Origin of the sequence: Micromonospora sp. NPDC093277 (assembly GCF_044765245.1) — a bacterium.
Taxonomy (GTDB): Bacteria; Actinomycetota; Actinomycetes; order Mycobacteriales; family Micromonosporaceae; genus Micromonospora.
In genome coordinates this window covers 400,951-425,970 of sequence record NZ_JBIWJO010000002.1, presented here as the reverse complement: position 1 = coordinate 425,970, position 25,020 = coordinate 400,951, and the positions used below count along the sequence as shown (strand labels likewise).

The 25,020-nt window shown below is 70.8% G+C and carries 24 protein-coding genes and 1 pseudogene; 11 read left to right on the top strand and 14 right to left on the bottom strand.

The window, feature by feature from the left end; translation table 11 throughout:
* Nucleotides 1–123: 123 nt before the first annotated feature.
* Together ACIRG9_RS06595 and ACIRG9_RS06590 are read left to right on the top strand one after the other, a co-directional pair.
* Nucleotides 124–1,176 (top strand): LLM class F420-dependent oxidoreductase, encoded by a 1,053-nt coding sequence (locus tag ACIRG9_RS06595; RefSeq protein ID WP_402851152.1) that lies wholly within the window; start codon nucleotides 124–126, stop codon nucleotides 1,174–1,176.
* Nucleotides 1,173–2,009, top strand: coding sequence for an undecaprenyl-diphosphate phosphatase (locus ACIRG9_RS06590; RefSeq protein WP_402851149.1), 837 nt, complete (start codon nucleotides 1,173–1,175; stop codon nucleotides 2,007–2,009). Before ACIRG9_RS06595 ends, ACIRG9_RS06590 begins: the two co-directional genes overlap by 4 nt.
* 434 nt (nucleotides 2,010–2,443) lie before the next feature.
* On the opposite strand, the gene ACIRG9_RS06585 is transcribed toward ACIRG9_RS06590, so the two are convergent.
* Complete coding sequence (locus ACIRG9_RS06585; RefSeq protein ID WP_402851146.1) at nucleotides 2,444–3,034, bottom strand: hypothetical protein; 591 nt, start codon at nucleotides 3,032–3,034, stop codon at nucleotides 2,444–2,446.
* Between the two features lie 794 nt (nucleotides 3,035–3,828).
* On the opposite strand from ACIRG9_RS06585, the gene ACIRG9_RS06580 reads away from it, so the two are divergent.
* From ACIRG9_RS06580 to mshC, 4 genes are all read left to right on the top strand, one after another.
* Nucleotides 3,829–4,539, top strand: coding sequence for a histidine phosphatase family protein (locus ACIRG9_RS06580; RefSeq protein ID WP_402851143.1), 711 nt, complete (start codon nucleotides 3,829–3,831; stop codon nucleotides 4,537–4,539).
* Nucleotides 4,540–4,695: 156 nt separating this feature from the next.
* On the top strand, nucleotides 4,696–5,280 hold the full coding sequence (locus ACIRG9_RS06575) for a DUF3090 domain-containing protein (RefSeq protein WP_402851140.1): 585 nt from the start codon (nucleotides 4,696–4,698) through the stop codon (nucleotides 5,278–5,280).
* A complete protein-coding gene (locus ACIRG9_RS06570) occupies nucleotides 5,277–6,095 on the top strand; it encodes an SCO1664 family protein (protein ID WP_402851138.1) in 819 nt (272 codons plus the stop codon). The genes ACIRG9_RS06575 and ACIRG9_RS06570 overlap by 4 nt, the downstream gene beginning before the upstream one ends.
* Nucleotides 6,096–6,162: 67 nt before the next feature.
* A complete protein-coding gene (mshC, locus tag ACIRG9_RS06565) occupies nucleotides 6,163–7,401 on the top strand; it encodes a cysteine--1-D-myo-inosityl 2-amino-2-deoxy-alpha-D-glucopyranoside ligase (protein ID WP_402851136.1) in 1,239 nt (412 codons plus the stop codon).
* A gap of 190 nt (nucleotides 7,402–7,591) precedes the next feature.
* On the opposite strand, the gene ACIRG9_RS06560 is transcribed toward mshC, so the two are convergent.
* Both ACIRG9_RS06560 and ACIRG9_RS06555 read right to left on the bottom strand, forming a co-directional pair.
* Nucleotides 7,592–8,383, bottom strand: coding sequence for a GntR family transcriptional regulator (locus ACIRG9_RS06560; protein ID WP_402851133.1), 792 nt, complete (start codon nucleotides 8,381–8,383; stop codon nucleotides 7,592–7,594).
* A gap of 111 nt (nucleotides 8,384–8,494) precedes the next feature.
* Nucleotides 8,495–9,364 carry a PAC2 family protein gene (locus ACIRG9_RS06555; protein ID WP_091118053.1) on the bottom strand — a complete coding sequence of 290 codons (870 nt, stop codon included), beginning with the start codon at nucleotides 9,362–9,364 and terminating at the stop codon, nucleotides 8,495–8,497.
* A 263-nt stretch (nucleotides 9,365–9,627) separates the two neighbouring features.
* Here ACIRG9_RS06555 and metH point away from each other — a divergent pair, with 263 nt between their 5' ends.
* The gene (metH, locus tag ACIRG9_RS06550) at nucleotides 9,628–13,146 is read left to right on the top strand and encodes a methionine synthase (protein WP_402851129.1); all 3,519 of its coding nucleotides are present in this window, start codon (nucleotides 9,628–9,630) and stop codon (nucleotides 13,144–13,146) included.
* 56 nt (nucleotides 13,147–13,202) lie between these two features.
* Here the strand turns inward: metH and ACIRG9_RS06545 are convergent.
* Nucleotides 13,203–13,475, bottom strand: a pseudogene (locus tag ACIRG9_RS06545) (tyrosine-type recombinase/integrase); the annotation flags it as partial.
* Between the two features lie 50 nt (nucleotides 13,476–13,525).
* On the opposite strand from ACIRG9_RS06545, the gene ACIRG9_RS06540 reads away from it, so the two are divergent.
* Nucleotides 13,526–13,735, top strand: coding sequence for a hypothetical protein (locus ACIRG9_RS06540; protein WP_402851126.1), 210 nt, complete (start codon nucleotides 13,526–13,528; stop codon nucleotides 13,733–13,735).
* Between the two features lie 204 nt (nucleotides 13,736–13,939).
* Here the strand turns inward: ACIRG9_RS06540 and ACIRG9_RS06535 are convergent, their stop codons facing one another.
* The 5 genes from ACIRG9_RS06535 to ACIRG9_RS06515 all read right to left on the bottom strand — a co-directional run bounded on the left by ACIRG9_RS06535 (nucleotide 13,940) and on the right by ACIRG9_RS06515 (nucleotide 17,373).
* Nucleotides 13,940–14,443, bottom strand: a complete 504-nt coding sequence (locus ACIRG9_RS06535; protein ID WP_402851124.1) for a PH domain-containing protein — start codon at nucleotides 14,441–14,443, stop codon at nucleotides 13,940–13,942.
* Nucleotides 14,444–14,569: 126 nt separating this feature from the next.
* Complete coding sequence (locus ACIRG9_RS06530; RefSeq protein WP_402851121.1) at nucleotides 14,570–14,971, bottom strand: hypothetical protein; 402 nt, start codon at nucleotides 14,969–14,971, stop codon at nucleotides 14,570–14,572.
* Nucleotides 14,972–15,137: 166 nt separating this feature from the next.
* Nucleotides 15,138–15,671: a dihydrofolate reductase family protein gene (locus tag ACIRG9_RS06525; protein ID WP_402851889.1), complete on the bottom strand. Its 534-nt coding sequence runs from the start codon at nucleotides 15,669–15,671 to the stop codon at nucleotides 15,138–15,140.
* An 874-nt stretch (nucleotides 15,672–16,545) separates the two neighbouring features.
* A complete protein-coding gene (locus tag ACIRG9_RS06520; RefSeq protein ID WP_402851118.1) occupies nucleotides 16,546–16,764 on the bottom strand; it encodes a hypothetical protein in 219 nt (72 codons plus the stop codon).
* A 336-nt stretch (nucleotides 16,765–17,100) separates the two neighbouring features.
* Nucleotides 17,101–17,373: a hypothetical protein gene (locus ACIRG9_RS06515; RefSeq protein ID WP_402851115.1), complete on the bottom strand. Its 273-nt coding sequence runs from the start codon at nucleotides 17,371–17,373 to the stop codon at nucleotides 17,101–17,103.
* Nucleotides 17,374–17,518: 145 nt separating this feature from the next.
* Here ACIRG9_RS06515 and ACIRG9_RS06510 point away from each other — a divergent pair, with 145 nt between their 5' ends.
* Nucleotides 17,519–17,695, top strand: coding sequence for a hypothetical protein (locus ACIRG9_RS06510; protein ID WP_402851112.1), 177 nt, complete (start codon nucleotides 17,519–17,521; stop codon nucleotides 17,693–17,695).
* 116 nt (nucleotides 17,696–17,811) lie between these two features.
* Here the strand turns inward: ACIRG9_RS06510 and ACIRG9_RS06505 are convergent, their stop codons facing one another.
* Nucleotides 17,812–19,041 (bottom strand): RNA polymerase sigma factor, encoded by a 1,230-nt coding sequence (locus tag ACIRG9_RS06505; RefSeq protein ID WP_402851109.1) that lies wholly within the window; start codon nucleotides 19,039–19,041, stop codon nucleotides 17,812–17,814.
* A 3-nt stretch (nucleotides 19,042–19,044) separates the two neighbouring features.
* Nucleotides 19,045–19,446 (bottom strand): YciI family protein, encoded by a 402-nt coding sequence (locus ACIRG9_RS06500; RefSeq protein WP_402851106.1) that lies wholly within the window; start codon nucleotides 19,444–19,446, stop codon nucleotides 19,045–19,047.
* A 147-nt stretch (nucleotides 19,447–19,593) separates the two neighbouring features.
* Here ACIRG9_RS06500 and ACIRG9_RS06495 point away from each other — a divergent pair, with 147 nt between their 5' ends.
* Both ACIRG9_RS06495 and ACIRG9_RS06490 read left to right on the top strand, forming a co-directional pair.
* A complete protein-coding gene (locus ACIRG9_RS06495) occupies nucleotides 19,594–19,800 on the top strand; it encodes a hypothetical protein (protein WP_402851104.1) in 207 nt (68 codons plus the stop codon).
* 220 nt (nucleotides 19,801–20,020) lie between these two features.
* The gene (locus ACIRG9_RS06490; protein WP_402851886.1) at nucleotides 20,021–20,668 is read left to right on the top strand and encodes an HAD family hydrolase; all 648 of its coding nucleotides are present in this window, start codon (nucleotides 20,021–20,023) and stop codon (nucleotides 20,666–20,668) included.
* 56 nt (nucleotides 20,669–20,724) lie between these two features.
* On the opposite strand, the gene ACIRG9_RS06485 is transcribed toward ACIRG9_RS06490, so the two are convergent.
* The 3 genes from ACIRG9_RS06485 to ACIRG9_RS06475 all read right to left on the bottom strand — a co-directional run bounded on the left by ACIRG9_RS06485 (nucleotide 20,725) and on the right by ACIRG9_RS06475 (nucleotide 25,002).
* A complete protein-coding gene (locus ACIRG9_RS06485; protein ID WP_402851101.1) occupies nucleotides 20,725–23,277 on the bottom strand; it encodes an ABC transporter permease in 2,553 nt (850 codons plus the stop codon).
* Entirely contained in the window at nucleotides 23,277–24,044 is a 768-nt protein-coding gene (locus ACIRG9_RS06480; protein WP_402851098.1) for an ABC transporter ATP-binding protein, read from the bottom strand. The genes ACIRG9_RS06485 and ACIRG9_RS06480 overlap by 1 nt, the downstream gene beginning before the upstream one ends.
* Before the next feature lie 271 nt (nucleotides 24,045–24,315).
* Nucleotides 24,316–25,002 carry a response regulator gene (locus ACIRG9_RS06475; protein WP_402851095.1) on the bottom strand — a complete coding sequence of 229 codons (687 nt, stop codon included), beginning with the start codon at nucleotides 25,000–25,002 and terminating at the stop codon, nucleotides 24,316–24,318.
* Nucleotides 25,003–25,020 lie beyond the last annotated feature (18 nt).

The window sequence follows — 25,020 nt, the reverse complement described above, 5'->3', positions numbered from 1 at the left end:
GTCAAGTTCCTGCTCCACCGACCGGCGGCGGTGGTGACGCGTTCGGGGGTGAGCCGGTGATCGGTTCGGCCACCCGCATTGCGTAACCTGAGGCGACCTGTGGTGCGGACGGTGGGAGGACCAGTGCGACTCGGGCTCAGCCTCGGATACCAGACGGCGTGGAGCACGCCGGCCGATCATCTGGCCCTGGCCCAGGAGGCGGACCGGCTCGGCTACTCGGTGGTGTGGGCGGCGGAAGCGTACGGCTCCGACTCCCCGAGCATGCTGTCGTGGATCGCCGGGCAGACCGAGCGGATCGACGTGGGCAGCGCGGTGATGCAGATCCCGGCCCGTACGCCGGCGATGACCGCGATGACCGCGGCCACCATCGACGCGCTCTCCGGCGGCCGGTTCCGGCTCGGCCTGGGCGTCTCCGGCCCGCAGGTCTCCGAGGGCTGGCACGGCGTCCGCTTCGCCAAGCCGTTGGCCCGCACCCGCGAGTACGTCGACATCGTCAAGCTGGCGGTCGCCCGCAAGGAGCTCGCGTACGACGGCGAGCACTACACGCTGCCGCTGCCCGACGGCCCAGGAAAGGCCCTGCGGCTGGGCTTCCATCCACCACGCGCGCACATCCCGATCTATCTGGCCGCCGTCGGCCCGAAGAACCTCGAACTGGCCGGCGAGATCGCCGACGGCTGGCTCGCCGTCTTCTACGCGCCCGAGTTCGCCGAGGAGCAGCTCGCCGCCATCCGCACCGGCCGCGCCAAGGCCGGCAAGGAGCTGGCCGGCTTCGACGTGGTGCCGTCGGTCCCGGTGGTGGTCGGTGACGACGTCGCCTCCTGCGCCGAGCTGGTCCGCTGGTACGCCGCCCTCTACGTCGGCGGCATGGGCAGCCGGCAGCAGAACTTCTACAACCAGCTCGCCACCCGGATGGGCTACGGCGACGCCGCCCGCGAGGTGCAGGACCTCTACCTGGCCAAGCGGCAGCGCGACGCCGCCGCCGCGGTGCCGATGGAGTTCATCGACCGCACCTCGCTGCTCGGCCCGAAGGAGCGCATCGCCGACCGGATGCGGGAGTACGCCGCCGCCGGCGTGACCACCCTGTCGGTGACCCTGTTCGTCGCGGATCGGGAGAGCGGCGTGCAGACCCTGCGCACCGTCGCCGAGGCCCTGGAACTGGCGGGAGTCGGCGAGTGACCTGGGTTGAAGCCATCGTCCTGGGCATCGTCCAGGGGCTCACGGAATTCCTGCCCGTCTCCTCCTCCGGGCACCTGCGGATCACCTCGGCGCTCTTCTTCAACCGGGACGCGGGCGCGTCTTTCACCGCGGTGACCCAGCTCGGCACCGAGGCGGCGGTGCTCATCTACTTCTTCAAGGACATTTTCCGGATCGTCCGGACCTGGTTCGTCGGCCTGACCGACCGCTCGGTCCGGTCCAGCCTCGACTACCGGATGGGCTGGTACGTCATCGTCGGCACCATCCCGATCGGCATCTTCGGGCTGCTGTTCAAGGACCAGATCCGTACCGCCGGCCGGAACCTGTACCTGATCTCCTTCACGCTGATCTTCTTCGCGCTGGTACTGGCTTTCGCCGAGTACTGGGGGCGGCAGACCCGCACGCTGGAGAACTTCCGGATGCGCGACGGCGTCGTCATGGGCTTCGCCCAGGCGCTGGCACTCATCCCCGGCGTGTCCCGCTCCGGCGGCACGCTCACCTTCGGCCTGCTGCTCAACCTGACCCGGGAGACGGCGGCCCGGTACTCGTTCCTGCTGGCGATCCCGGCGGTGGTGATCTCCGGGGTGTTCAGCCTCCCGGACGTCTTCGAGCCCTCCGCACCGGGGACCGCGGCACCGAGCGTGGCCCAGATGGTCGTCGCGACGGTGATCGCCTTCGCCATCGGCTACGCGGCCATCGCCTGGCTGCTGCGCTACGTCGCCCACCACACCCTGTACGTCTTCGTCCTGTACCGGGTGGCGCTCGGCTCGCTGGTCCTCTGCCTGCTCCTCACGGGAACGATCAGCGCCACCTGATCTGTTGGGCTGCCCTGGGTGGGTGGTTGCTCTTGGTGGCTGGTTGCTGCCGGGGGCTGGTTGCTCTCGGGGGTTGGCCGCTCTGGGGTGGTGGTCGCTGTCGGGGCTGGTTGCTCTGGCTGGGCTGGTTGCGCTCGGGGGTTGGTTGCTCGGGGGGCTCGGGGTGGTTTGTTGCTGTCGGGGGCTGGGGGCGAAGGTGCCCGGCTCCGGGCGGTCAGGCTTGATCCCTGCGCCGGTCACCCTCGCCCCCAGCCCCGTCGTGCGCCCTCACCGCCCGCCCGTCACCGTGTTCTCCCGGCACGAGCGGGTGTGGCTTGCGGATCTTGGACAGTTACCGGTCGTGGTGGACGGTAACTGTCCAAGATCTGGAGACGCGACTGGCCGGCACCCCTGTGTTCGGGGTGCCGGCCAGCGGCGTTGTGCTTGTTCGGTTGTCAGCTGTTCCAGTACTGGGCGACCAGATCAGCGGCCTGCTGCTCCCACTGGGCGTAGGCATCCGGGTACGCCGACACCTGCACCGTCTGGGCGGCCTTGGTCAGCGGCATGTCCTGCCAGCCGTCGACCTGCTTGAGGCCCTTCAGGAACGCGGTGGTGGAGTACTCGGGGTCGGTGATCTGCTCCGGGCTGCCCCAACCACTGGTCGGGCGCTGCTGGAACAGGCCCAGCGAGTCGTGGTCGTTGGCGTCGCCGAGGTGACCCAGGTTCTCCAGCTTCGACTCCTGCAGGCTGGTGCCGATCGAGATGACCGCGGCCCGCTCCGGCATGCCGGCCTTCTTCGTCGCGGCGATGATCGCCTTCGCGTTGCCGGTCTGCTCGTCGTTCAGGTCGATCTTCGACTGGGCGCCCTGCACACCGTGCGGGATCAGCTTGGCCATGTCCACGGCCGGCTTGTCGGCCTGCACGGCCGCGACCGGGGTGGTGTGCACCGGGGCGGCGGCGTGCGCGGCGATCGGACCGGCGAACACACCACCGGTGAAGGCCAGACCAGCAATACCCAGAACGCTCTTACGCAGCATCTTGTTCATGGCAAAGCTCCATTCGGGGGTTGGCGCACACACCGACCGGGGGGTCGGCAAACGCGTGCGCAAGCACCGTCAGGCGCCCAAAACAAAGGGGGAAAGACTTCCGACCGGCTGGCTCGCGGGGCAAGGAGGATCGCCTCTTCGCGGCGCCGGGACCATGCACAACCACCGACGACCCGCCATCATTCCCGGGGTACAGCGCCCGCCGAAGCGGGCGGCCCCCGCGGTTGGGCCTTCCTCGGCCGTGCACCCGTGTTCAACGACCGGCGGCCCGCCATCATTCCCGGGGTACAGCGCCCGCCGAAGCGGGCGGCCCCCGGGGTTGGGCCTTCCTCGGACGTGCACCCGTGTTCAACGAGCCCCGGCCGCCCACCATTCCGGCCCCAGGATGCCCGCCACTCCCTGCGAACCGGACATCCGCCCCAAAAGTCCGGGACGGACGGTGCGAAACGCCCGTGATCCACTCCATGTCCCGCAAACGGCGGTTACGACCGCCCGCCGTGACCACCACATCCCGTCCATGGAGTCGATCAGGGTCCGGTCCGGGCGGACCGACTCGGAGGTTGCGGCATCCGACAACAACCCGCCCGTGACCACCACATCCCGCCCATGGAGTCGATCGGGGTCCGGTCCGGGCGGACCGACTCGGAGGTTGCGGCATCCGACAACAACCCGCCCGAGACCGCCGCATCCCGCACACGGAGTCGATCACCGCCTACCCGGTCGCCGCCACCGGCGCACCGAGGAAACCCGCCTACGGGCACGGCGTGACACACCCGGCGTCGTACGGCCCTAGGGTGGGCAGGGTGGCGACCCTTCTGCTTCTGCGACACGGCCGGACCACCGCGAACGCCGACGGCGGCCTGGCCGGGCGGCAGCCGGTCGAGTTGGACGAGACCGGCCGCGCCCAGGCCACGGCCGTCGGCGCACGGCTGACGGGGTTGCCCCTGGCAGCGGTGGTCACCAGCCCGCTGATCCGCTGTCGGCAGACGCTCCAGCTGGCCCTGCCCGGGGTCGAGCCGGCGGTGGAGGAGGGGCTGATCGAGTGCGGGTACGGCAGCTGGGAGGGGCAGCCGCTGAAGAAGCTGGCCAAGGAGCCGCTCTGGCCGGTCGTGCAGCAGCATCCCAGCGCGGCCGTCTTCCCGGAAGGGGAGGCGATGGCGGCGATGTCGGCGCGGGCGGTCGCGGCGGTGCGCTCCTGGGACGCCCGGGTCACCGCCGAGGACGGACCGGAGGCGGTCTGGCTGGCGTGCAGTCACGGCGATGTGATCAAGGCGATCGTGGCGGACGCGCTCGGCGTACACCTGGATCTTTTCCAGCGGATCGTCGCGGACCCGGCGTCGGTGACGGCGATCCGTTACACGCCGTTGCGGCCGTTCCTGGTCCGGCTCAACGATACCGGCGGTGACCTCGCGGGTCTGGTGCCGCCGCGCAAGCGGCGCCGGCGGGCCGCGCGTACGACGGACTCGGACGCGGCCGTGGGCGGCGGCGCGGGGGCGGCCGGGTGAGCGTGGGGGCGGGCCGGTCGGTCCCCGAAGTCGCGAACTGGGGTGTGGCTGCCCGCCACGCCCGGGAAGGCCCATGTGGGGCCCGGCGTTTCGCCCTGGGCGGATTCACGTCGGTGCGCTGCGCGGCGCTTCCGGCGTCCGGATAGGGTCGTGGGTATGACCCACCAGGTGCACGCCTTCGAGCCGCCGGAGCGGTTCGTCGCCGGAACCGTCGGTCCGCCGGGGGAGCGCACGTTCTTCCTCCAGGCGCGCGGCGGTGGCCGGCTGGTCAGCGTCGCGCTGGAGAAGGTCCAGGTGTCCCTGCTCGCCGAGAAGCTGGAGGAGCTGCTCGCCGAGGCGCAGCGCCGGTTCGGCGTTCAGCTGCCCGAGGCGCCCGCCGCCACCACCACCGGCGACAACGACCCGCTGGACACCCCGGTCGACGAGGAGTTCCGGGTCGGCACGCTGGGCCTGGCCTTCGACGTGGACTCCGCGACGGTGGTGATCGAGGCGATCGCCGTCGGTGAGACGGAGGTCGCGGTCGCGCTGGGCGAGGCGGACGACGACGAGGACGAGGACCCGGACGAGCCGGACGACGACCTGGACCGGCTCCGGGTGCGGTTGACTCCCGAAGCGACCCGCGCGTTCATCGAGCGGGCCCGCCGCGTGGTCAACGCCGGACGCCCGCCGTGCCCACTCTGCGGCCAGCCGCTGGACCCGGCCGGCCATCTCTGCCCACGGCACAACGGTTATCACCGGTGACCTCGTCCGAACTGCAGCCCCGACAGGACGGTGCCGCCACGCTGCGGCTGCTCACCGACGGTGAGCTCGCCCTGGAGGGGCGGCTGGTCGACGCCTCCAACACCACCCTGCGCGGGATCCTCACCCTCGACGGGCTGACCGCCCGCTGCGTCTACAAGCCGGTCCGGGGCGAGCGTCCGCTCTGGGACTTTCCGGACGGCACGCTCGCCGGCCGGGAGGTCGCGGCCTACCTCGTGTCCCGGGCCACCGGGTGGGACCTGGTGCCGCCGACCGTGCTGCGGGACGGGCCGTTCGGGTCCGGTTCCTGCCAGCTCTGGATCGACGAGCCGGAGGATGTCGAGCCGCTGGTCGGGTTCGTGCCGGCCGCGGCGGTGCCGCCGCGCTGGGTCCCGGTGGCCGCGGCCCGCGACGACGACGGTGCCGCGTATGCCCTCGCCCATGCCGACGACCCGCGCCTGGCCCGGCTGGCCGTCCTCGACGCGGTGATCAACAACGCCGACCGCAAGGGCGGCCACGTGATCGTGGGACCGGACGACCGGATCTACGGGGTGGACCACGGCGTCTGCTTCCACGTCGAGGACAAGCTGCGGACGGTGCTGTGGGGCTGGGCCGGGCGGCAGCTCCCGCCGGACGCGGTGGACATCCTGGACGGGCTGGCCGGGCAGCTCACCGGCCGGCTCGGCGACGAGCTGTCCGAGCAGCTCACCGTCGGTGAGGTCGCCGAGCTGGCGGCTCGGGTGGACCGGCTGCGGGAGACCGGCCGGTTCCCGCTGCCCCCGCAGGACTGGCCGGCGATGCCCTGGCCGCCCATGTGAGCCGCTGTCGCGTTGATCACTCCAGGCCCGGCACCCGGGCCCGTGACGGATCGTTAGGCTGGCGGTCATGGAGTCTTGGGCGGGACACGAGGTGCCACGGCTGCCGGGCAGCGGCCAGCCACTGAGGTTGTACGACTCGGCGCGGCAAGGTGCCCACCCCAGCCAGCCCGACGGCATCGCCTCGATGTACGTCTGCGGCATCACCCCGTACGACGCGACCCACCTCGGGCACGCTGCCACCATGATCACCTTTGATCTGGTGCAGCGGATGTGGCGGGACGCCGGCCTGACCGTGCGGTACGTGCAGAACGTCACCGACATCGACGACCCGCTGTTGGAGCGGGCCGAGCGTGACGGCGAGGACTGGAAGGTCCTGGCCATGCGGGAGACCGCCCTGTTCCGCGAGGACATGGAGGCGCTGCGGATGATCCCGCCGGCGCACTACGTCGGCGCGATCGAGTCGATCCCGGACATCGCCGAGAAGGTCCTCGTGCTGCTCAAGGACGGCGCGGCGTACCGGCTCGACGACGGCACCGGCGACGTCTACTTCGACATCACCGCAGCGCCGCAGTTCGGCTACGAGTCCAACCTGTCCCGCCAGCAGATGCTGGAGATCTTCCCGGAGCGCGGTGGTGACCCGGACCGGGCCGGCAAGCGCGATCCGCTCGACCCGCTGCTGTGGCGGGGCGCCCGGCCGGGCGAGCCGTCGTGGCCGGGCGGTGACCTGGGCGCCGGCCGGCCCGGCTGGCACATCGAGTGCACCGTGATCGCCCTGAACCTGCTCGGCGACCGGATCGGCGTGCAGGGCGGCGGCAACGACCTGCTCTTTCCGCACCACGAGTGCTCGGCGGCGCACGCCGAGCGGCTGACCGGCGTGGCGCCCTTCGCCGACCACTACGTACACGCCGGCATGATCGGGCTGGACGGCGAGAAGATGTCGAAGTCCAAGGGCAACCTGGTCTTCGTCTCCCGGCTGCGCGCCGACCGGGTGGATCCGATGGCGGTCCGGCTGGCCCTGATGAGCGGGCACTACCGCACCGACCGCTCCTGGACCGACGAGCTGCTTACTGCGGCGCAGCAGCGGCTGGCGCGCTGGCGGCAGGCCGCCGCCGCGCCGTCCGGGCCGTCCGGGGCCGAACTGCTGGCCGGGGTACGCGCCCGCCTCGCCGACGACCTCGACACCCCGGGTGCCCTGGCGGTGGCGGATGCCTGGGCCGAGCAGGCCCTGAGCGGTGTCGCCGACGATGCGGACGCTCCGAGCCTCTTCGCGGCCACCGTCGACGCCCTCCTGGGCATCCGCCTCTGACGCCTGTCCGTCCGACACCGGATTGCGCCGTCCCGCCGCGAGATCACGCTCGATCCGTTCCGGGTCACGCCGCCCCGATGCGGGATCGCGCCGTCCCGCCGCCTGATCGCGCTCGATCAGGGCGGTGGTGGCATCGCCGAGGCGATGAGGGCGCCATTGCCAGGTTCGAGCGTGCGCCCGGCGGTCGCGGTCAGCCGAGGACGAGGCCGGGGTCCGGGTCCGGATCGGGGGTCGGGGCCGGGATCTTGTACTCCTCGGTGAGGGTGGTCATCGGGCCGGGCCAGGTGGCCTGGGCGACCTCGATCGGCTTGCGCCGCTCGTCGTACGCGACGTGCAGCAGGTGCAGTACCGGGGTGTCCGGCCGGATCTGGAGGATCTCGGCCTCCTCCCGGCTGGGCTGGCGCGCGCTGATCGTGTCGGTCGCGGTGACGTACCGGCGGCCGGTGGCCTCCTCGGCCTCCTGGTAGAGCGGCCGGCCGAACGCCTCGGCCCGCTCCAGCGAGGTGCCGGCCGTGTCGCCGGGCAGGAACCAGGAGACGCCCACCTCGACCGGTGATTCGTCGGTGCGGACCAGGTGTCGCCGGCAGAGCAGGTCGGTGCCGTCGGGTACGCCGAACGCGTCGGCCACCTCGGGCGGGGCGGGGGCGCGGCCGACGGAGACGAGCTGCTGCCGGTACCGGGCGGCCAGGTCGGTGTGGTAGCCGCGGAAGCCGCCGTACCGGCCGCGGGAGAGCCGGTTGAGCCGGCGCCGGGTGCCCCGGACGTACGTACCGGAGCCGGGCTTGGTGATCAGGATGCCCTCGACCCGCAGCTGGTCGACGGCGCGTTGCACGGTCTGCTTCGCGACGCCGAACATCTCGGCGATGGCCGGGATGGACGGGAGTCGTTCGCCCGGTCCCCAGTCGCCGCGGCGGACCTGGGCCTTGAGCTGCGCGGCGATCTGCCGATGCGGGAACTCCGCCGCCCCCGGATTGATCTGCATGCCCGCCTCCGTTCACAACAGCTAGGTTCCTAGGATGCCGTAGCGGCGGTGACCCCGCCACCCCGGACACGAAGAAACCGGGCCCGAACGGAGCCCGGTTTCCCCGGCGGTCTACCAGGAGCCGGCGGTCGGACCGGCGGAACCGCCGCGGCGGCGCAGGTACTTCTCGAACTCTTGGGCGATCTCGTCCCCGGTCAGCGGGGTGATGCCGGCGTCGCCGACCCGTTCCTCCAGCTCGCGGACGTACTCGCCCAGCTCGGCGTCCTGCTCGGCGGCGCTGCGCACCCGCCGCTCCCACTCGGCGGCCTCCTCGGCCAGGTCGGCCATCGGCACCGGCAGGTCGAGCACCTCCTCGACCCGGTGCAGCAGCGCCAGGGTGGCCTTGGGGCAGGGCGGGTTGTTGGCGTAGTGCGGCACGTGCACCCAGAACGACACCGCGTCGACCTCGGCCCGGGTGCAGGCGTCGTGCAGCACCCCGACAATGCCGGTCGGCCCGTCATAGCGGGTGGGGGTGAGCTGATAGCGCTTGGCGGCGTCCACGTCCGAGGCGCTGCCGCTGATCGGCAGCGGCCGGGTGTACGGCACGTCGGCCAGCAGCGCGCCGAGCAGCACCACCCGCTCGACCTCCAGGCTGTGGCAGATCTCCAGCACCTGCTCGCAGAAGGTGCGCCAGCGCATGCTCGGTTCGATGCCGCGGATCAGTACGACGTCCCGCTCGGTGCCCGCCGGGCTGGCCACCATGAAACGGGTGGTCGGCCACTCCACCCGGCGGGTCTCGCCGTCGGCCATGGTGATCGTCGGCCGGCTCACCTGGAAGTCGTAGAAGTCCTCCGGGTCCAGCTCGGCCACCTGCCGGGCCTCCCAGACCTGCTCCAGGTGCTCCACCGCCGCGGTGGAGGCGTCCGCGGCGTCGTTCCAACCCTCGAAGGCCGCGATGGCGACCGGGGAGCGCAGCACCGGCAGTCCGTCGAACTCGGTCACGCCGTCACCCCCGCCCCGTTCGTCGGGAGCGCCGCCGGGCCGCTGCCCGAACATCCGCCCGCCGTGCAGGTCGCGTCCCTGATGTCCTTCACGCCCGTCAGCCTACGTGCCGGCGTGGGACGCGGCCCGTCGGCCGCGCCGGTCGGGGCGACGGACCACCCGGCCGAACCGGACGAACCGGTACGGGCGTGCTCCCGCTCACACTATGTGGGAAGGCGTCGTTGCGGTATCCGGGCGTCGTGCCGCCGCACTAACCTGGCCCTGTGCGGACTTCGTTGCTCGATGCGCTGTCAGATCGGATCCTCATCGCCGACGGGGCGATGGGCACGATGCTCCACGCGGCCGACCTGACGCTGGACGACTTCGACAACCTTGAGGGCTGCAACGAGATCCTCAACCTGACCCGGCCGGACGTCGTGCGCGGCGTGCACGAGGCGTACCTGGCGGCGGGCGCGGACTGCGTCGAGACCAACACCTTCGGCGCCAACCTGCCGAACCTCGCCGAGTACGGCATCGCCGGGCGGATCCGGGAGCTGTCCGAGGCGGGGGCGCGGCTGGCCCGGGAGGCCGCCGACGCGTACGCGACGCCGGAGCAGCCCCGCTACGTGCTCGGCTCGATCGGTCCCGGCACCAAGCTGCCCACCCTCGGCCACGCCGCGTACGCCACGCTGCGCGACGCGTACCAGCAGAACGCCGTCGGCCTGATCGAGGGCGGCTCGGACGCGCTGATCGTCGAGACCTGCCAGGACCTGCTCCAGGTCAAGGCCGCGGTGATCGGGTCGAAGCGGGCGATGGCCGAACTCGGGCGGCAGGTGCCGATCATCTGCCACGTCGCCGTCGAGACCACCGGCACCATGCTGCTGGGCAGCGAGATCGGGGCGGCGCTGACCGCGATCGAGCCGCTCGGGGTGGACCTGATCGGGCTCAACTGCTCGACCGGCCCGGCGGAGATGGGCGAGCACCTGCGCTACCTGTCCCGGCACTCGCGAATCCCGATCTCGGTGATGCCCAACGCCGGGCTGCCCGTGCTGACCGCCGAGGGGGCGTACTTCCCGTTGACGCCGGTCGAGATGGCCGACGCCCTGGAGCAGTTCGTCACCGACTACGGCGTCTCCCTGGTGGGTGGGTGCTGCGGCAGCACACCGGAACACATCCGGGTGCTGGTCGAGCGGCTGCGCGGGGCGCGGCCGGTGGCCCGGGAGCCGCGGATGGAGGCCGGCGTCTCGTCGATCTACCATCACGTGCCGTTCGCCCAGGAGGCCAGCGTCCTGATGGTGGGGGAGCGGTCCAACGCGAACGGTTCCAAGGCGTTCCGGGAGGCGATGCTCGCCGGTGACTGGCAGGCCTGTGTGGAGATCGCCCGCGGCCAGGCCCGGGACGGCTCGCACCTGCTGGACCTCTGCGTCGACTACGTCGGCCGGGACGGCACGCAGGACATGCGGGAGCTGGCCGGCCGGTTCGCCACCGCGTCCACCCTGCCGATCATGTTGGACTCCACCGAGCCGGCGGTGATCGAGGCCGGGTTGGAGATGCTCGGCGGGCGCTGCGTGGTCAACTCGGTGAACTTCGAGGACGGCGACGGCCCGGACTCCCGCTACGCGCGCGTCATGCCGGTCGTGAAGGAGCACGGCGCCGCCGTGGTCGCCCTGCTCATCGACGAGGAGGGCCAGGCTCGCACCCGCGACTGGAAGGTACGCGTCGCGGTCCGGCTGATCGAGGACCTGACGGGCCGGTGGGGGCTGCGCCGGGAGGACATCCTCATCGACGCGCTGACCTTCCCGATCGCCACGGGTCAGGAGGAGACCCGCCGCGACGGCATCGAGACCATCGAGGCGATCCGGGAGATCGCCTCCCGCTACCCGGGGGTCAACTTCACCCTGGGCGTCTCCAACGTCTCCTTCGGACTGAATCCGGCCGCCCGGCAGGTGCTCAACTCGGTCTTCCTGCACGAGTGCGCCCAGGCCGGGCTGAGCTCGGCGATCGTGCACGCCAGCAAGATCCTGCCGATGTCGAGGATGCCCGACGAGCAGCGCGAGGCCGCCCTCGACCTGGTCTACGACCGTCGCCGCGAGGGCTACGACCCGGTGCAACGGTTCATCGAGATCTTCGAGGGCGTCGACGCGGCGTCGGCACGCGCCACCCGGGCCGAGGAACTGGCCGCGCTTCCGCTGGACGAGCGGCTCAAGCGGCGGATCGTCGACGGCGAGCGCAACGGCCTGGAGGCCGACCTGGACACCGCGATGGCCGAGGGCCGCTCGCCGCTGTCCATCATCAACGACCTGCTGCTCGACGGGATGAAGGTGGTCGGCGAGCTGTTCGGCTCCGGCCAGATGCAGCTGCCGTTCGTGCTCCAGTCCGCCGAGGTGATGAAGACCGCGGTGGCCTACCTGGAGCCGCACATGGAGAAGGCCGACGACGACGCCGGCAAGGGACGCATCGTACTCGCTACCGTCAAGGGCGACGTGCACGACATCGGCAAGAACCTGGTCGACATCATCCTGTCCAACAACGGCTACGAGGTCGTCAACATCGGCATCAAGCAGCCGATCAACGCGATCCTCGATGCGGCCGAGCAGCATCGGGCCGACGCGATCGGCATGTCCGGGCTGCTGGTCAAGAGCACGGTCGTCATGAAGGAGAACCTCGCCGAGATGGCCGCGCGCGGGGTTGCCGAGCGCTGGCCGGTGCTGCTCGGCGGGGCGGCGCTCACCCGGGCGTACGTCGAGGACGACCTGCGGTCGATGTTCCCCGGGCAGGTGCACTACGCCCGGGACGCCTTCGAGGGGCTGTCCCTGATGGACCGGGTGATGGCCGCCAAGCGTGGCGGCGCACCGGTGGTCGACCCGGAGCGGGAGGCGGCCCTGGCGGCCCGTCGCGAGCGGCGGGAGCGGCAGCGGGCCCTGGTGCGCGAGGCGTTGCCCGAGCTGGACGACGCCTCGGTCCGCTCCGACGTGGCCACCGACGTGGACGTGCCCGCCCCGCCGTTCTTCGGCACCCGGGTGGTCAAGGGGGTGCCGCTGGCCGACTACGCGGCGCTGCTCGACGAGCGGGCCACCTTCCTCGGCCAGTGGGGGCTGCGCGGCGCCCGTGGCGGCAAGGGCCCGTCGTACGAGGAACTGGTGGAGACCGAGGGCCGGCCGCGGCTGCGCTACTGGCTCGACCGGCTCATCGCCGACCAGGTCCTTGAGGCGGCCGTGGTATATGGCTACTTTCCGGCGTACGCCGAGGGCAACGACCTGGTGGTGCTGGACGAGAACGGGCACAGCGAGCGGGCCCGGTTCTCGTTCCCGCGGCAGCGGCAGGAGCGGCGGCTCTGCCTGGCCGACTTCTTCCGGTCCCGGGGCGACGAGCTTGACGTGGTGGCGATGCAGTTGGTCACCGTCGGGCAGCCGATCAGCGAGTACACGGCGAAGATGTTCGCCGGCAACGAGTACCGCGACTACCTGGAGGTGCACGGCCTGTCCGTGCAGCTCACCGAGGCCCTCGCCGAGTACTGGCACCGGCGGATCCGGTCCGAGCTGACCCTGCCCGGCGGGCGTACCGTCGCCGACGACGACCCGGCGGACGTGGCCGGCCTGCTGCGCACCGACTACCGCGGCTGCCGGTACGCGTTCGGCTACCCGGCCTGCCCCGACCTGGAGGACCGGGCGAAGATCGTGGACCTGCTGGGTGCGGAGCGGATCGGCGTCCAGCTGTCGGAGGAGTTCCAGCTCATGCCGGAGCAGGCCACGGACGCGATCGTGGTGCACCACCCGGAGGCGAGCTACTACAACGCCAAATAACCCGGGCAAGTGCTCTGACCTGCACTTCAACCCCCTCTGAGGGTCGCGAACCATGATCATGCCGTCTCCAGGCCGTCACCGGCATCCGGGCCGTCATCGGCGACCCGGATGCCGCCGAGCGCCTCGTCGATGGCCCGGCGGGTGCGGTCCTCGCTGTTAAGCAGGAGGTGCGCGTAGGTCCGCAAGGTGAATCCGGGGTCTGCGTGGCCGAGGTAGGCCGACAGCGCCTTGATGCTCTCCCCGGCGTCCAGCAGGACCGAGGCGTAGGTGTGCCGCAGGACGTGCATCCCGTTGCGCCGGTCGTCGGGGATGCCCGCGGCGCGGATCGCGGGCTTCCAGACGCCAGGGTTGAACTTCGATCGCCTGGCCCGACGGGTTGATGTTCATCTTCGACGGTGGACAGCTCGACGACGACCAGGCCGAGGCCCTCAAGCCAACCGACGACGAACTGACCGGTCTCCGCTTCCTTCCCTACGAGCAGTACCGCACCTGCGTCCGTCGATGGCACGTCGAGTCGGGTCCGCGCTCCACGCCCTCGCAAAGGGACAGCCACGTTACGCCGAGTTCGGCCGGTTTTGAGCGCAAGTAGCGGCCGGCTACCTGCGATGCCTGGTCTCGCATGATGGTTGACACCATGGCCTCGCTGATGCTTTACATGATCACTTCGGCTGACCGATCCAAGGGCCGGCACGGACTGGCCATGATCGGTGTTGTGACACGTCCGCTCATGCCGAATTGAGCGCATCAAGGACACGCGGTCCCCGGTTACAGCAATCGGTCAGTGCGGCCGGCCTTATTTGTCGTCCGCGTGACGGTTCTGCGCCTCAGCTACAGGCGCGGTTCGCTGCGGGGGTACGAGCGCCGCCAGCGCCCCGGTGCGCCGCTGCGCAACCCTCGACCGGTAGGACCCCAACGCCGCCAGCGGTACGGACGCTGCGTCGGAGGGTTCAGATGGCACGGCCATCCGCACGACCGGGGCGTACAGCGGGAACCCGAGCCTGACGTCGTACACCTCGCAAGACAGGGCAGCCACATCCTGCCACCGGATGAACCTGCCCCGGCCGAAGTTGCGAATGCGGATTCCGCGCTCGTCAACGACAACCCCCATTCGAAGCGCAAGCCAGATGCCGAACAGGCTGCCGACGCCGATGACCGAGTACAGGACGAGGCTGAAGGGATCGCTCCTGGACCACTCGTCGCCCACCGTGAACATCGATACGGAGATCAGCAGGAAAACTGCCATCGCCGCGGTTAGCACGATCGTCTGGAACCAGACCCGGTACACCCTTCGTGTCACGGCTCGCAGCGTAGCGGCCTGAACCTGTCGAGAGACAACATCCGCTTCTGCCGCCGATCGTGCGCGCTCTCCGCTGCGGTGGGCGTCGCCGTCAGTAGTAGCCGCGGCTTTGGCGAGGTGCAGACCTTACGATTGCTCTGGCGGCCGCACGTGCGGAGCCAGTCGTTCTCCAACAGCGGGGTTGTCACGCCAGTAGCGGTAGACCAGGCCGGGTACCACCTCAACCGACCCTGCTGCGACGAGACAGGGAAGAAGATCACCCCCGGCCGGTGCGTCGACGTCGAAGGCAACGGTCACTGCTGGTTCTTCACCGACGTGCCGCAGCACCAGTGCGCGCTCGTCGATGGTGGGTTCCCGGAACCGAGGATCCCGGAACTGGGTCGGGCAGGCCAGGTATTCGACGTCGGTGAATACCACCTCGAGACCGTGGTGGTAGGTCAGGTCGTGCCCCGCGGCCAACCGAAGCTGGGAGCCGTCGAAGTGCAGCACGTCCCAATCCCACCAAGATCCCTCAGGAAGTTCGATCACGCCGCCGATCCTCCCATCGGTGATCAGTCAATGAATCGAGGGCATCCGGGTCTGCCGCGAAGCGCTCGTCACCGAGGGTGATGGTGGCACTGGGTGCCGACTTCCGCTCGTGCTTGATCGGATGGATCAGGTGTCGTATGAAGATGCGATCCGCATAGTTGACCCGTCAGCGACGGACGCGGTAGCGGATATGGGTGGCTTCCGGCGTGTCGATCACCCTGACGACCTCCAGCTCGATCTCCGACGGCAGGACGTCGAACAGCCGCCGTCCGCGGCCGAGGAGCACGGGGATCAGGTGGATCTGTACCTCGTCCAGCACCCCGGCCTCCAGTGCGCGCTGCGCAACGTAACCACCGCGTACCTGGACGTCCCCGTCTCCTGCGGCGGCCTTCGCCTGCGCCATCGCGCTTTCGATCCCGTCGAGCACGTACGTCACCAGCGGATAGTTCCAGCGAGCGGCCGGGCCGGGTGGCCGGTGGCTGGGTACGAAGATCGGCAAGCCGTTGTGCGAACCGCCCCAGTGATCCATGAGCTCAGCGGTGCGCCGTCCGGCGAGCACCGCCCCGGCCGCCTTCCATTCCTCCCCGAATTGCTCCACCGGACCGGACTTCGCGTCGGCCCACTTGTGCAGCCGCTCGCCATCGACGCCGCCGAGAAAGTCCTCGGGATCGGCGATGAACCCATCGAGTGACATGGACATGTCGAGCACTGATGCAGACACGTTGCAACCCCCTGTGTTCTCGGAGCTAACCGCCATGCCGTGACCGGGGCCGTCAGGTGGCGCCCCGTGTGGCCCGGGTTCCGGGGCGCTAGGCCAACGCCGGCAGATCCAATCGCGGCAACCGTATCGGCCACCTGGCCCGCACGGGCAAGCCGCAGAGGCCACCATGTCCGAGATCCTGGGAAACGGGTCCTGCCTGCCGGTGCCACGCGCTCCTGCGACGACCACGCGCACGACCCGCGCGCTGCGACTGCGAGCTCCGTGAACGCGACGACGGGGTTCGTGTCTCAGTCACGGGAGCCAAGTTGCAGGAGGTACAGCTTGGCAGCTGTGCCACCCGGATCGATTAGCGCTCTACGCACGCACATGCCGCAAGTCGCGCGGTCCCTCTCTGTCAGGCTGAGGTGAGACACCTGATCTACTACCCGATCTGAGTAGGGCGAGATGCAGGAAGATCCACGTTGACGATGACAGTTGCTGACCTCGGGGCCGGAGTGACCGATGACGGGTCGATGGGCCCGAGGTCGAACCAGCCGAAGCGTCGCACGTTCACCGATGAGTACAAGCTGGCGATGGTGGCCGAGTACGACGCGGCGACGGAGCCGGGTGCCAAGGGTGCGTTGCTGCGCCGGGAAGGGTTGTTCTCGGGTTGGTGTGCTCCGAGCGCCCGCCTTTTAAGACGGAGATGCCCGACTGACCGACTACAACGTGCACGCACAGGACGCTCGCTAGAGGACAGCTGCGGGCACTCGTCCGAGGTCGCCAACGAGGACGGACGACGCTGGACGACGACCCGCCCAAAACTTACAAGCGAGGGGTCGTGGTGAGCAGCCGGGTCGTGGGGCAAGCTGCGCTACTCGAACTCCTCGCGGAAGTAGACCGTGACTGAGTATCTGTCCCCATCGGCCGTGACCTCGTTGTGCAGGACCAGGTCTTGGATCCACACCTGTCCGAGTGCCTCGATCGAGTCGGCGACCCGACGCAGTAGGGCCGGAACGTCGTCCTGGCCCGGCCCTTCAGGATTGCTCTGCGAGAAATGCCGCGAGGGGAAGGACTCTGTCTTCTGGGGCATCAAGGCAGTATCCAGCAGGTAGCCGCCGCCGCGGAGACCCCTGGGTGACGATCGGGCGTCCTGGCGTACCACCGAGGGAAGCCCCAAGATCAGGCCGTATCCAGGCCGTCAGAGGTGGACCAAGAGCAACGAACGTTGACCATCGACCACCAATGAACTGGCAGCTCAGGCGGCATCTTGTCCGTGTTGATCGACTATGCCCTCGCCTTTGATAAATACAACGCCAAATAAGCGGGGGCAAGCCGTGAACGGCGCGAACTGGGACGGCTTCCGTCGCGGTGTAACGTCCGCCATGACCGTGCGGTGTGGGCTACGACCCGCACATCACCAGGGCGGTCAGGCCGGTACGACGTACGGGAAGGTGTCGGCGCGGGCGTTCTTGGTGACCTCGGGTGTGATCCCGGTGTTGAGCACGAGGGAGAACATGACCTCGGGGACGTTGTCGACCAGGTTCGGCCCATTGCGGAGGGCGAAGCGGTAGTTCGCCGGCGAGCCGGTCCGGTAGGGCAACAGGTCGGGAAAGAGCTGTTCGGCGACGCTGCGGCCGTAGCCGTCAGGGTCGGGGGCGGTTCCGCGTCGACCGCACCTCCGGTTGCCTCCAGCGCCCACGGTGGCGTGCGTGGCGGGTCCGCTGTCCTGGTGTCGGGCGGCCGGCCGGGGGTAATTGCGGGGTGTGGGCCGACCTGAACAGCGCGGAGAATGCGGGCGTCGAGAGGCGCCGGCGAGGTTAAGGTGATGAGGGAAGGGGACGACGATGGCCGACGACACGCCAGTCAACGCGCGGCGGGCTACGCCCACGATCGTCGGCGTGCCGGCCGACCCTCCCGAGGAACCGCCGAGCAGCCTCGACCTGTGGGCCCAGGCACAGGTGCTGCACCGCTGTTTCGGCGAGGACGACGAGGAGCCGCACATCATGCGCGGCCTCGACTGAGTTCGGGCCGCGCCCATGGTTGGCGGGAATCCCGCCATCCCTCTGGGGAGGCGTATTCGCGGCGATCGTTGTGCCGCTGAGGGAGAGCCGCCTTCCGGGCCGGCGCACGCTCACCGTCAGCCCAGCCGGGCGGCGCGGGCGTGCAGGTAGCGCTGCTGGGCCAGGTTCTTCGACCGGCGGGCCGCCGCCAGGTACGCCTGCCGCGCCGCCTCGACCTCGCCGGCGAGTTCCAGCAGGTGCGCGCGGGCGGCGTACCGGCGGGGGTCCTCGGCGACCCGGCGGTCGGCGCCGAGCGCGTCGAGCAGTCGCAGTCCAGCCCGGGGACCGCGGGCCATGGCCACCGCCACCGCGTGGTTGAGGCGTACCACCGGGTTGTCGGAGTCGGCCAGCAGCATCTCGTACAGGGCGACGATCTGCGGCCAGTCGGTGGCCTCGACGCTGGGCGCCTCGTCGTGCAGGGCGGCGATGGCCGCCTGGAGTTGGTACGGGCCCACCGCGCCCCGGGCCAGGGCGGCGTCGACGAGCCGGATTCCCTCGGCGATCTGCTCACCCCGCCAGCGACGCCGGTCCTGTTCGGCCATTGGCACCAGGGATCCGTCCGGTCCGGTTCGGGCCGGGGTACGCGCGTCGGTGAGCAGCATCAACGCCAGCAGCCCGGTCGCCTCCGGGTCGTCGGTGAGCCGGTGCAGCAGCCGGGCCAGCCGGATCGCCTCGGCGCGCAGGTCGGTGCGGTGCAGTCGCTCGCCGGCCGTGCTCGCGTACCCCTCGTTGAAGACCAGGTACAGGATGTGCAGCACGGCGTCGATCCGGGCGGCCCGGTCCGCGCCGGCGGGCAGGGCGAACGGCAGTCCGCTGTCGCGGATGCGCTGCTTGGCCCGGGTGATCCGCCGGGTCATGGTGGCCTCGGGCACCAGGAACGCCCGGGCCACCTCGGCGGTGCTCAGCCCGCCGATCGCGCGCAGGGTGAGCGCGATCTGCCCGGCCGGGGGCAGCGACGGGTGGCAGCAGAGGAACAGCAGGATGAGCGTGTCGTCGGCGTCGTCCGGCCCGTGGTCGGCCGGCGGAGCCAGCCACCGGTCCGGCGGGAGTTGGCGGGCGACGGCGTCCTCCCGGCGCCGCCGGGCCTGTTCGGCACGGAGCAGGTCGGTCAACCGGCGCGACGCCACGGTGATCAGCCACGCCTTCGGATCGTCGGGTAGCCCGGTGTCGGGCCATCCGCGGGCGGCGGCGAGCAGCGCCTCCTGGGTGGCGTCCTCGGCGGTGTCGAAGTGCCCGTACCGGCGCACGAGCGCGCCGAGGACCTGCGGCGCCAGAGCGCGTAGCAGGTCCTCGACGCCGTCGGCCACCGGTCAGTCCTGGAGTTCCTCGAAGCCGCCCAGGACCGGGCGCACGTCGACGTACTCGCCCTCGCTGTCCGGGTTGACGAACCGGGCGGCGATCTCGGTGGCCCGGTCGAAGCTGGCGCACTCGATCATGGTGTAGCCGGCGAGCACCTCCTGCGTCTCGGCGTACGGACCGTCGGTGACCACGGGCGCGCCGCCGCGCCGGCGGACCCGGCGGGCGTGTACCGGGGCGGCCAGGCCCTGCGCGTCCACCAGCTCACCGGACTCGGCCAGCTCCTGGTGGACCAATTCCATGTGCGCGTGCATCGCCGCGATCTGCTCGGGGCTCATCGGTGGCCGTCCGCCCGGCTGGCCGGCGATGGCGTCGTAGTCCTGCTGGCTGCCGTAGAGCATGATCAGATATTTCACGGTCTCTCCTCTCGGCCGGCGCCGGTCGCGCCGCTCATCCGGGACGTCGGAGCCGGGCGGCCGCCCCGGACACCAGCCTAGGGAGGCCGGCGGTCCGAGCGCCGTGGTCGCGGCCGGCGGGTGCGCCACGGTCCTATCGTGGGCGGCATGACGACGATTCTGGTGGTGGTGGCGGGGGTCGCCGTGGCCGTGGCGGCGTTCGGGTTCGTGTCCTGGCGGGACCGGTCGCGGTCCGTCGGGGACGAGGACCGGACGGCTTCCCACGACGCCGAGGCGCGCCACCAGCGGTACGAGGGGCAGCGGCACGCCGCCCAGGACCACACGGTCCACCGGGACCAGCTCGGCAACTGGTGACCTCGCGACCGGGGCGGCTCGGCGGCCTGCCGATGGTGGACTGGACGAGTTCCGGGAGGGGCCGCGCCCGGTCCGACCGCTGGACGCCTGCGGGTTGGGCCGATGCCGTAGGTCACCCGAGCCGGGTGGGCCGGGCGCCGGTCCCGGCCCGGCTGAAAGGATCGGTGGGTACGCCCAGCGCGTGAAGGAGGCCCCGCTGATCAGCAAGCATCCCGCCGCCGTGCTCTTCGACATGGACGGCACCCTGGTCGACAGCGAGAAGCTGTGGGACGTGGCGTTGCAGGAACTGGCCGCGGTCTACGGCGGCGACCTGTCGGAGGCCGCCCGCAAGGCGGTCATCGGTACCAGCATGGCCGCCTCGATGCGGATCCTGCACGACGATCTCGGCCAACCGGAACGGGATCCGCAGGCCAGCGCCGAGTGGATCAGTGCGCGGATCCTGGAGCTGTTCCGTACCGGGCTGCGTTGGCGGCCGGGCGCGTTGACCCTGCTGCGGGCGGTCCGCGCGGCCGGCATTCCGACCGCCCTGGTCACCTCGAGCGGTCGGCCGCTGGTCGAGGTCGCCCTCGACACCCTCGGTCGGGACAGCTTCGACGCGGTGGTGTGCGGGGACGAGGTGGACGCGGCCAAGCCGCACCCGGAGCCGTACCTGACCGCTGCCCGGCTGCTCGACGTGCCGATCGAGCGGTGCGTGGCGATTGAGGACTCGCCGACCGGGGTGGCCAGTGCCCTGGCGGCCGGGGCGGCCGTGCTGGCCGTACCGGCCGAGGTGCCGCTGCCGCCGACCGACGGCGTACACCAGTTGGAGAGCCTGACCGGGGCGGACCTGGAGCTGCTCGCGGCGCTGCTCGGCGACCCGCCGGTCTGAAAAGGAAGGGCACCTTGTCAACAGAAGAATGTTGACAAGGTGCCCTTCCTTTCACCTCACTCGTGGGCGATGGCGCCCAGCACGTTGATCCGCGCGGCCCGGATCGCCGGCAGGACCGCGGCGACCACCCCGACGATCGCGGCCAGGCCGAGCATGACCCCCATCTGGCCCCAGGGCAGGATCAGGTCGTTGATCCCGTCGTCCTTCAGTGCCCGGACCACGGCGGCGCCGAGGCCGCTGCCGACGGCGACGCCGAGCAGCGCGCCGAACACCGAGATCACCACCGCCTCGACGGTGATCATGCGCATGGTCTGCGCCCGGCGCAGCCCGATCGCCCGCAGCAGGCCCAGTTCCCGGGTGCGTTCCAGCACCGACAGCGCCAGGGTGTTCACGATGCCGAGCACCGCGATCACGATGGCCAGCGCCAGCAGGATCTGGATCATCGTGAGCAGCCCGTCGAGCGAGCCGGCCTGCTGCTTGATGAACGCGTCCCGGTCGGCCACCGACACCTCGGGGGAATCCGCGAGCAGCCGCTCCACCTGCGGCTGGACGTCCGCCACCCGGGCACCCGGGGTGAGCTGCACGAAGCCCTGGATCGGCTGCGGGATGGCGAAGTCGCGGGCCGCCTCCGGGGGCAGCATCATCGGGTTGGTCAGCTGCGAACTCTGGTAGATGCCGCTGACCGTGTAGGTGTGTGCCTCGCCGCGGGACAGCTGCACGGTCACCTGGGAGCCGACGGACAGGTTCCGTGACTTCGCCGTGTCCGAGCTGACCAGCATCTGTTCCGGGGTGAGCCGGCTGATGTCACCGGAGCTGGCCTTCGCTCCGAAGATCCGCTCCAGCGAGGCGACGTTGCTGGACGCCGCCACCCAGGTCCGTTCCCCGTTGACCAGGGCCATGTCGCCGTACTCGCCGTCGACCAGCTGCACGCCGGGCAACGCGGCGGCCTTCTCCAACACCGCCGGGTCGAAGCTCGGCGGACGCGGGCCGTTCTGCGATCCGGCGATCACCAGCTCGGCCTTGATGGTGTCCTTCGCCAACGCGGTGATGCTCCCCTTCGCCGAGTCCAGGATCACCGTCACGCCGGTGACCAGGGCGATACCGACCATCAGCGCGGCGGCGGTGATCGCCGTACGGCGGGGGTTGCGTCCGGAGTTGAGCCGCCCCAGCTTGCCCGGTACCGACCAGGCGAAGATCGCCCCCAGCAGGGAGACCACCGGGCGGCTGATCAACGGGGTCAGCAGCGCCACGCCGATGAAGGCGAACAGCACGCCACCCAGGATGGTGGACAGGGTGTTGTCCCCGGCGTTGCCGCTGAGCCCGAGGAAGAGCAGCGCGGCGCCGACCGCGGTGACCAGCGTGCCGGCCACGGTGATCCGGGTCAGCGGCCGGTCGGGGTTGGCCACGTCCTGCATCGCCGCGATCGGCGGGATCCGGGACGCGCGCAGCGCCGGCAGCAGCGCCGCCACCACGGTGATCACCAGGCCGACCCCGAACGCGCCGATCACCGCCGCCGCCGGTACGCCGATCCCGGCCAGGCTGAGGCCACCGGCGAGGTTGCCGAACGCCCACGCCAGCAGCGCGCCGATGCCGATGCCGGCGGCCAGGCCGAACACCGAGGCGATCAGGCCCACCGCGATGGCCTCCAGCACCACCGAGCCGATGATCTGCCGGCGGCTCGCGCCGACGGCCCGCATCAGGGCCAGCTCTCGGGTCCGCTGCGCGACGACGATCGAGAAGGTGTTGAGGATCAGGAACGTGCCGACCAGCAGCGCCACCGCCGCGAAGCCGAGCAGGATCCGGTTGAAGAAGGACAGCGCCTCCTTGAAGCCCTGCGCGGCCTCGGTGGAGAGCTGCTCGCCGGTCTTGACCACGTATCCGTCACCCAAGGCGTCGGCAACCGCGTCGCGCAGCGACTCGTCGGTGACGCCGCCGGCGGCCTCGACCTTCACATTGGTGAAGCTGTCCGGCTCGCCCAGCATCAGCCGCTGCGCCGTCGGGGTGGTGAACATGATCTCGTTGCTGCCGCCGATCGAGTCGCGGCCACCGTCGTAGCTGAAGATCCCGACGATGGTGAACTCCTGCTTCGGCTCCATGATCGAGAGGACTCCGACCCGGTCGCCGAGCTTCACTTTGCCGGCGGTGGCGAGCCCCTGGTTGATGACGATCTCGTCGTCGGCCCGCGGCTCGTGCCCGTCGCGCAGCTGCAGTTGATCGGACTCGCCGGTCCAGTTCTCGCCGAGCTGCGGCGGGCCGAACGAGGCGACCGCCTTGCCGTTGCTGCCGATCAGCCGGGCCCCGTCGGCGGCGACCACGCCGGTGGCCGAGGCCACCCCGGGCACCGCGCGGACCTTGTCCACCGTCGCCGCCGGGACCGGCGGCGCCGTCTGTTCGCCCTCCATCTCCGACACGGCGATCTTCGGCTTGGCCGCGACGTTGACGTCCACCCCCTGGTACGCGTCGGCGAAGATCGCGTCGAAGGTGCGGCCGAGGGTGTCGGTGAGCACGAACGCGCCGGAGACGAACATGACGCCCAGCACGACCGCCAGACCCGACAGGACGAGGCGTACCTTTCGTGCCAGCAGGCTCTTCAGGGTTGCCCGGAACATCAGTTCGCCACCTCGGCCGGGGTGTCCAGCTTCTTCATGGTGTCCAGCACCGTGTCGGCGGTCGGCTCGATCAGCTCGGAGACGATCTGCCCGTCGGCGAGGAAGACCACCCGGTCGGCGTACGCGGCGGCGGTCGGGTCGTGGGTCACCATCACGATGGTCTGGCCGTGCTCGCGGACCGAGTTGCGCAGGAAGTTGAGCACCTCCGCGCCGGAGCGGGAGTCCAGGTTGCCGGTCGGCTCGTCCGCGAAGATCACCTCGGGACGGGCGACCAGGGCGCGCGCGCATGCCACCCGCTGCTGCTGGCCACCGGAGAGCTGCGCCGGCCGGTGCCCCAGCCGGTCCCGCAGGCCCACCGTGTTGATCACCGTGTCGTACCAGGCCGGATCCGGTTTGCGGCCGGCGATCGACATCGGCAGCAGGATGTTCTCCTGGGCGGTGAGCGTGGGCAGCAGGTTGAACTGCTGGAAGATGAAGCCCACCTTGTCCCGGCGCAGCTTCGTCAGCCCGGCGTCGCCGAGCCCGGTCACCGTGGTGTCGCCGATCATGACGGTGCCCCGGGTCACCGTGTCCAGGCCGGCCAGGCAGTGCATCAGCGTCGACTTGCCCGAGCCGGACGGGCCCATGATCGCGGTGAACCGGCCGCGTTCGAACTCGGCGCTCACCCCCCGCAGCGCGGTGACCTGAGCCTCACCGCTGCCGTACACCTTCCACACGTCGTTCGCCCGGGCCGCGGCCTGCGCCTGCTGGCCTATCGTCGCGGTCACGTCATCTACCTCTTCCGTCTGCCTGCCTGATCCGCACCGCCCCCGCTGGCCGGTGCGGCAGTTTCCATCCTCGGTGCCGTCGGTCGGGGATCCGTCCGACCCCGGGCGGAGCCACCGCCGGAAATCACGGTGGGGGTCGACCCCGAGGCCGGCTCAGGGTCCCCCCTGACCCGCCGCCGTGCGGCGGTGCCGACGCTAGGACGTCACGTTGCGTCATGGTCAACCCTGCCGCACCACCGATGGTCACGGTAGGTGACCGTTGCCACCCCCGTCAGGCTCCCGGGCGCACCAGCCCCGTCTCGTACGCCAGCACGACCGCCTGCACCCGGTCGCGCAGCCCCAGCTTGGTCAGCACGTGCCCGACGTGTGTCTTGATGGTGGTCTCGCTGACCGACAGCGCCCGCGCGATCTCGGCGTTGGACAGACCGCGCGCCACCTGCACCAGCACCTCCCGCTCCCGCTCGGTCAGCGCGCTCAGCGCCTTCGGCGGGGTCGCCGCGGGATCGGGCAGTATGTCGGCGAAGCGGTCCAGCAGCCGGCGCAGGATCCGCGGCGCCACCACCGCCTCTCCGGCGGCCACCGTACGGATCGCGGTGACCAGGTCCTCGGCCGGCACATCCTTGGCCAGGAAGCCGCTCGCCCCCGCCCGCAGCGCGCCCACCACGTACTCGTCCAGGTCGAAGGTGGTGAGGATGAGCACCCGCACCGGCAGTCGGGCGTCCACGATCGCCCGGGTCGCCGCCACCCCGTCCATCCGTGGCATCCGGATGTCCATCAGCACCACGTCCGGCAGCAGCCGCCGGGACAGCTCCACCGCCTCCAGGCCGTCCCCCGCCTCGGCGACGATGTCCAGGTCGTCCTCGGTGCCGAGCACCATCCGGAAGCCGGTACGCAGCAGCGGTTGGTCGTCCGCGAGCAGGATCCGCACCGGTCGTGGACCCGCCGTGCTGTCGGTCATCCGTCATCCCTCGTCATG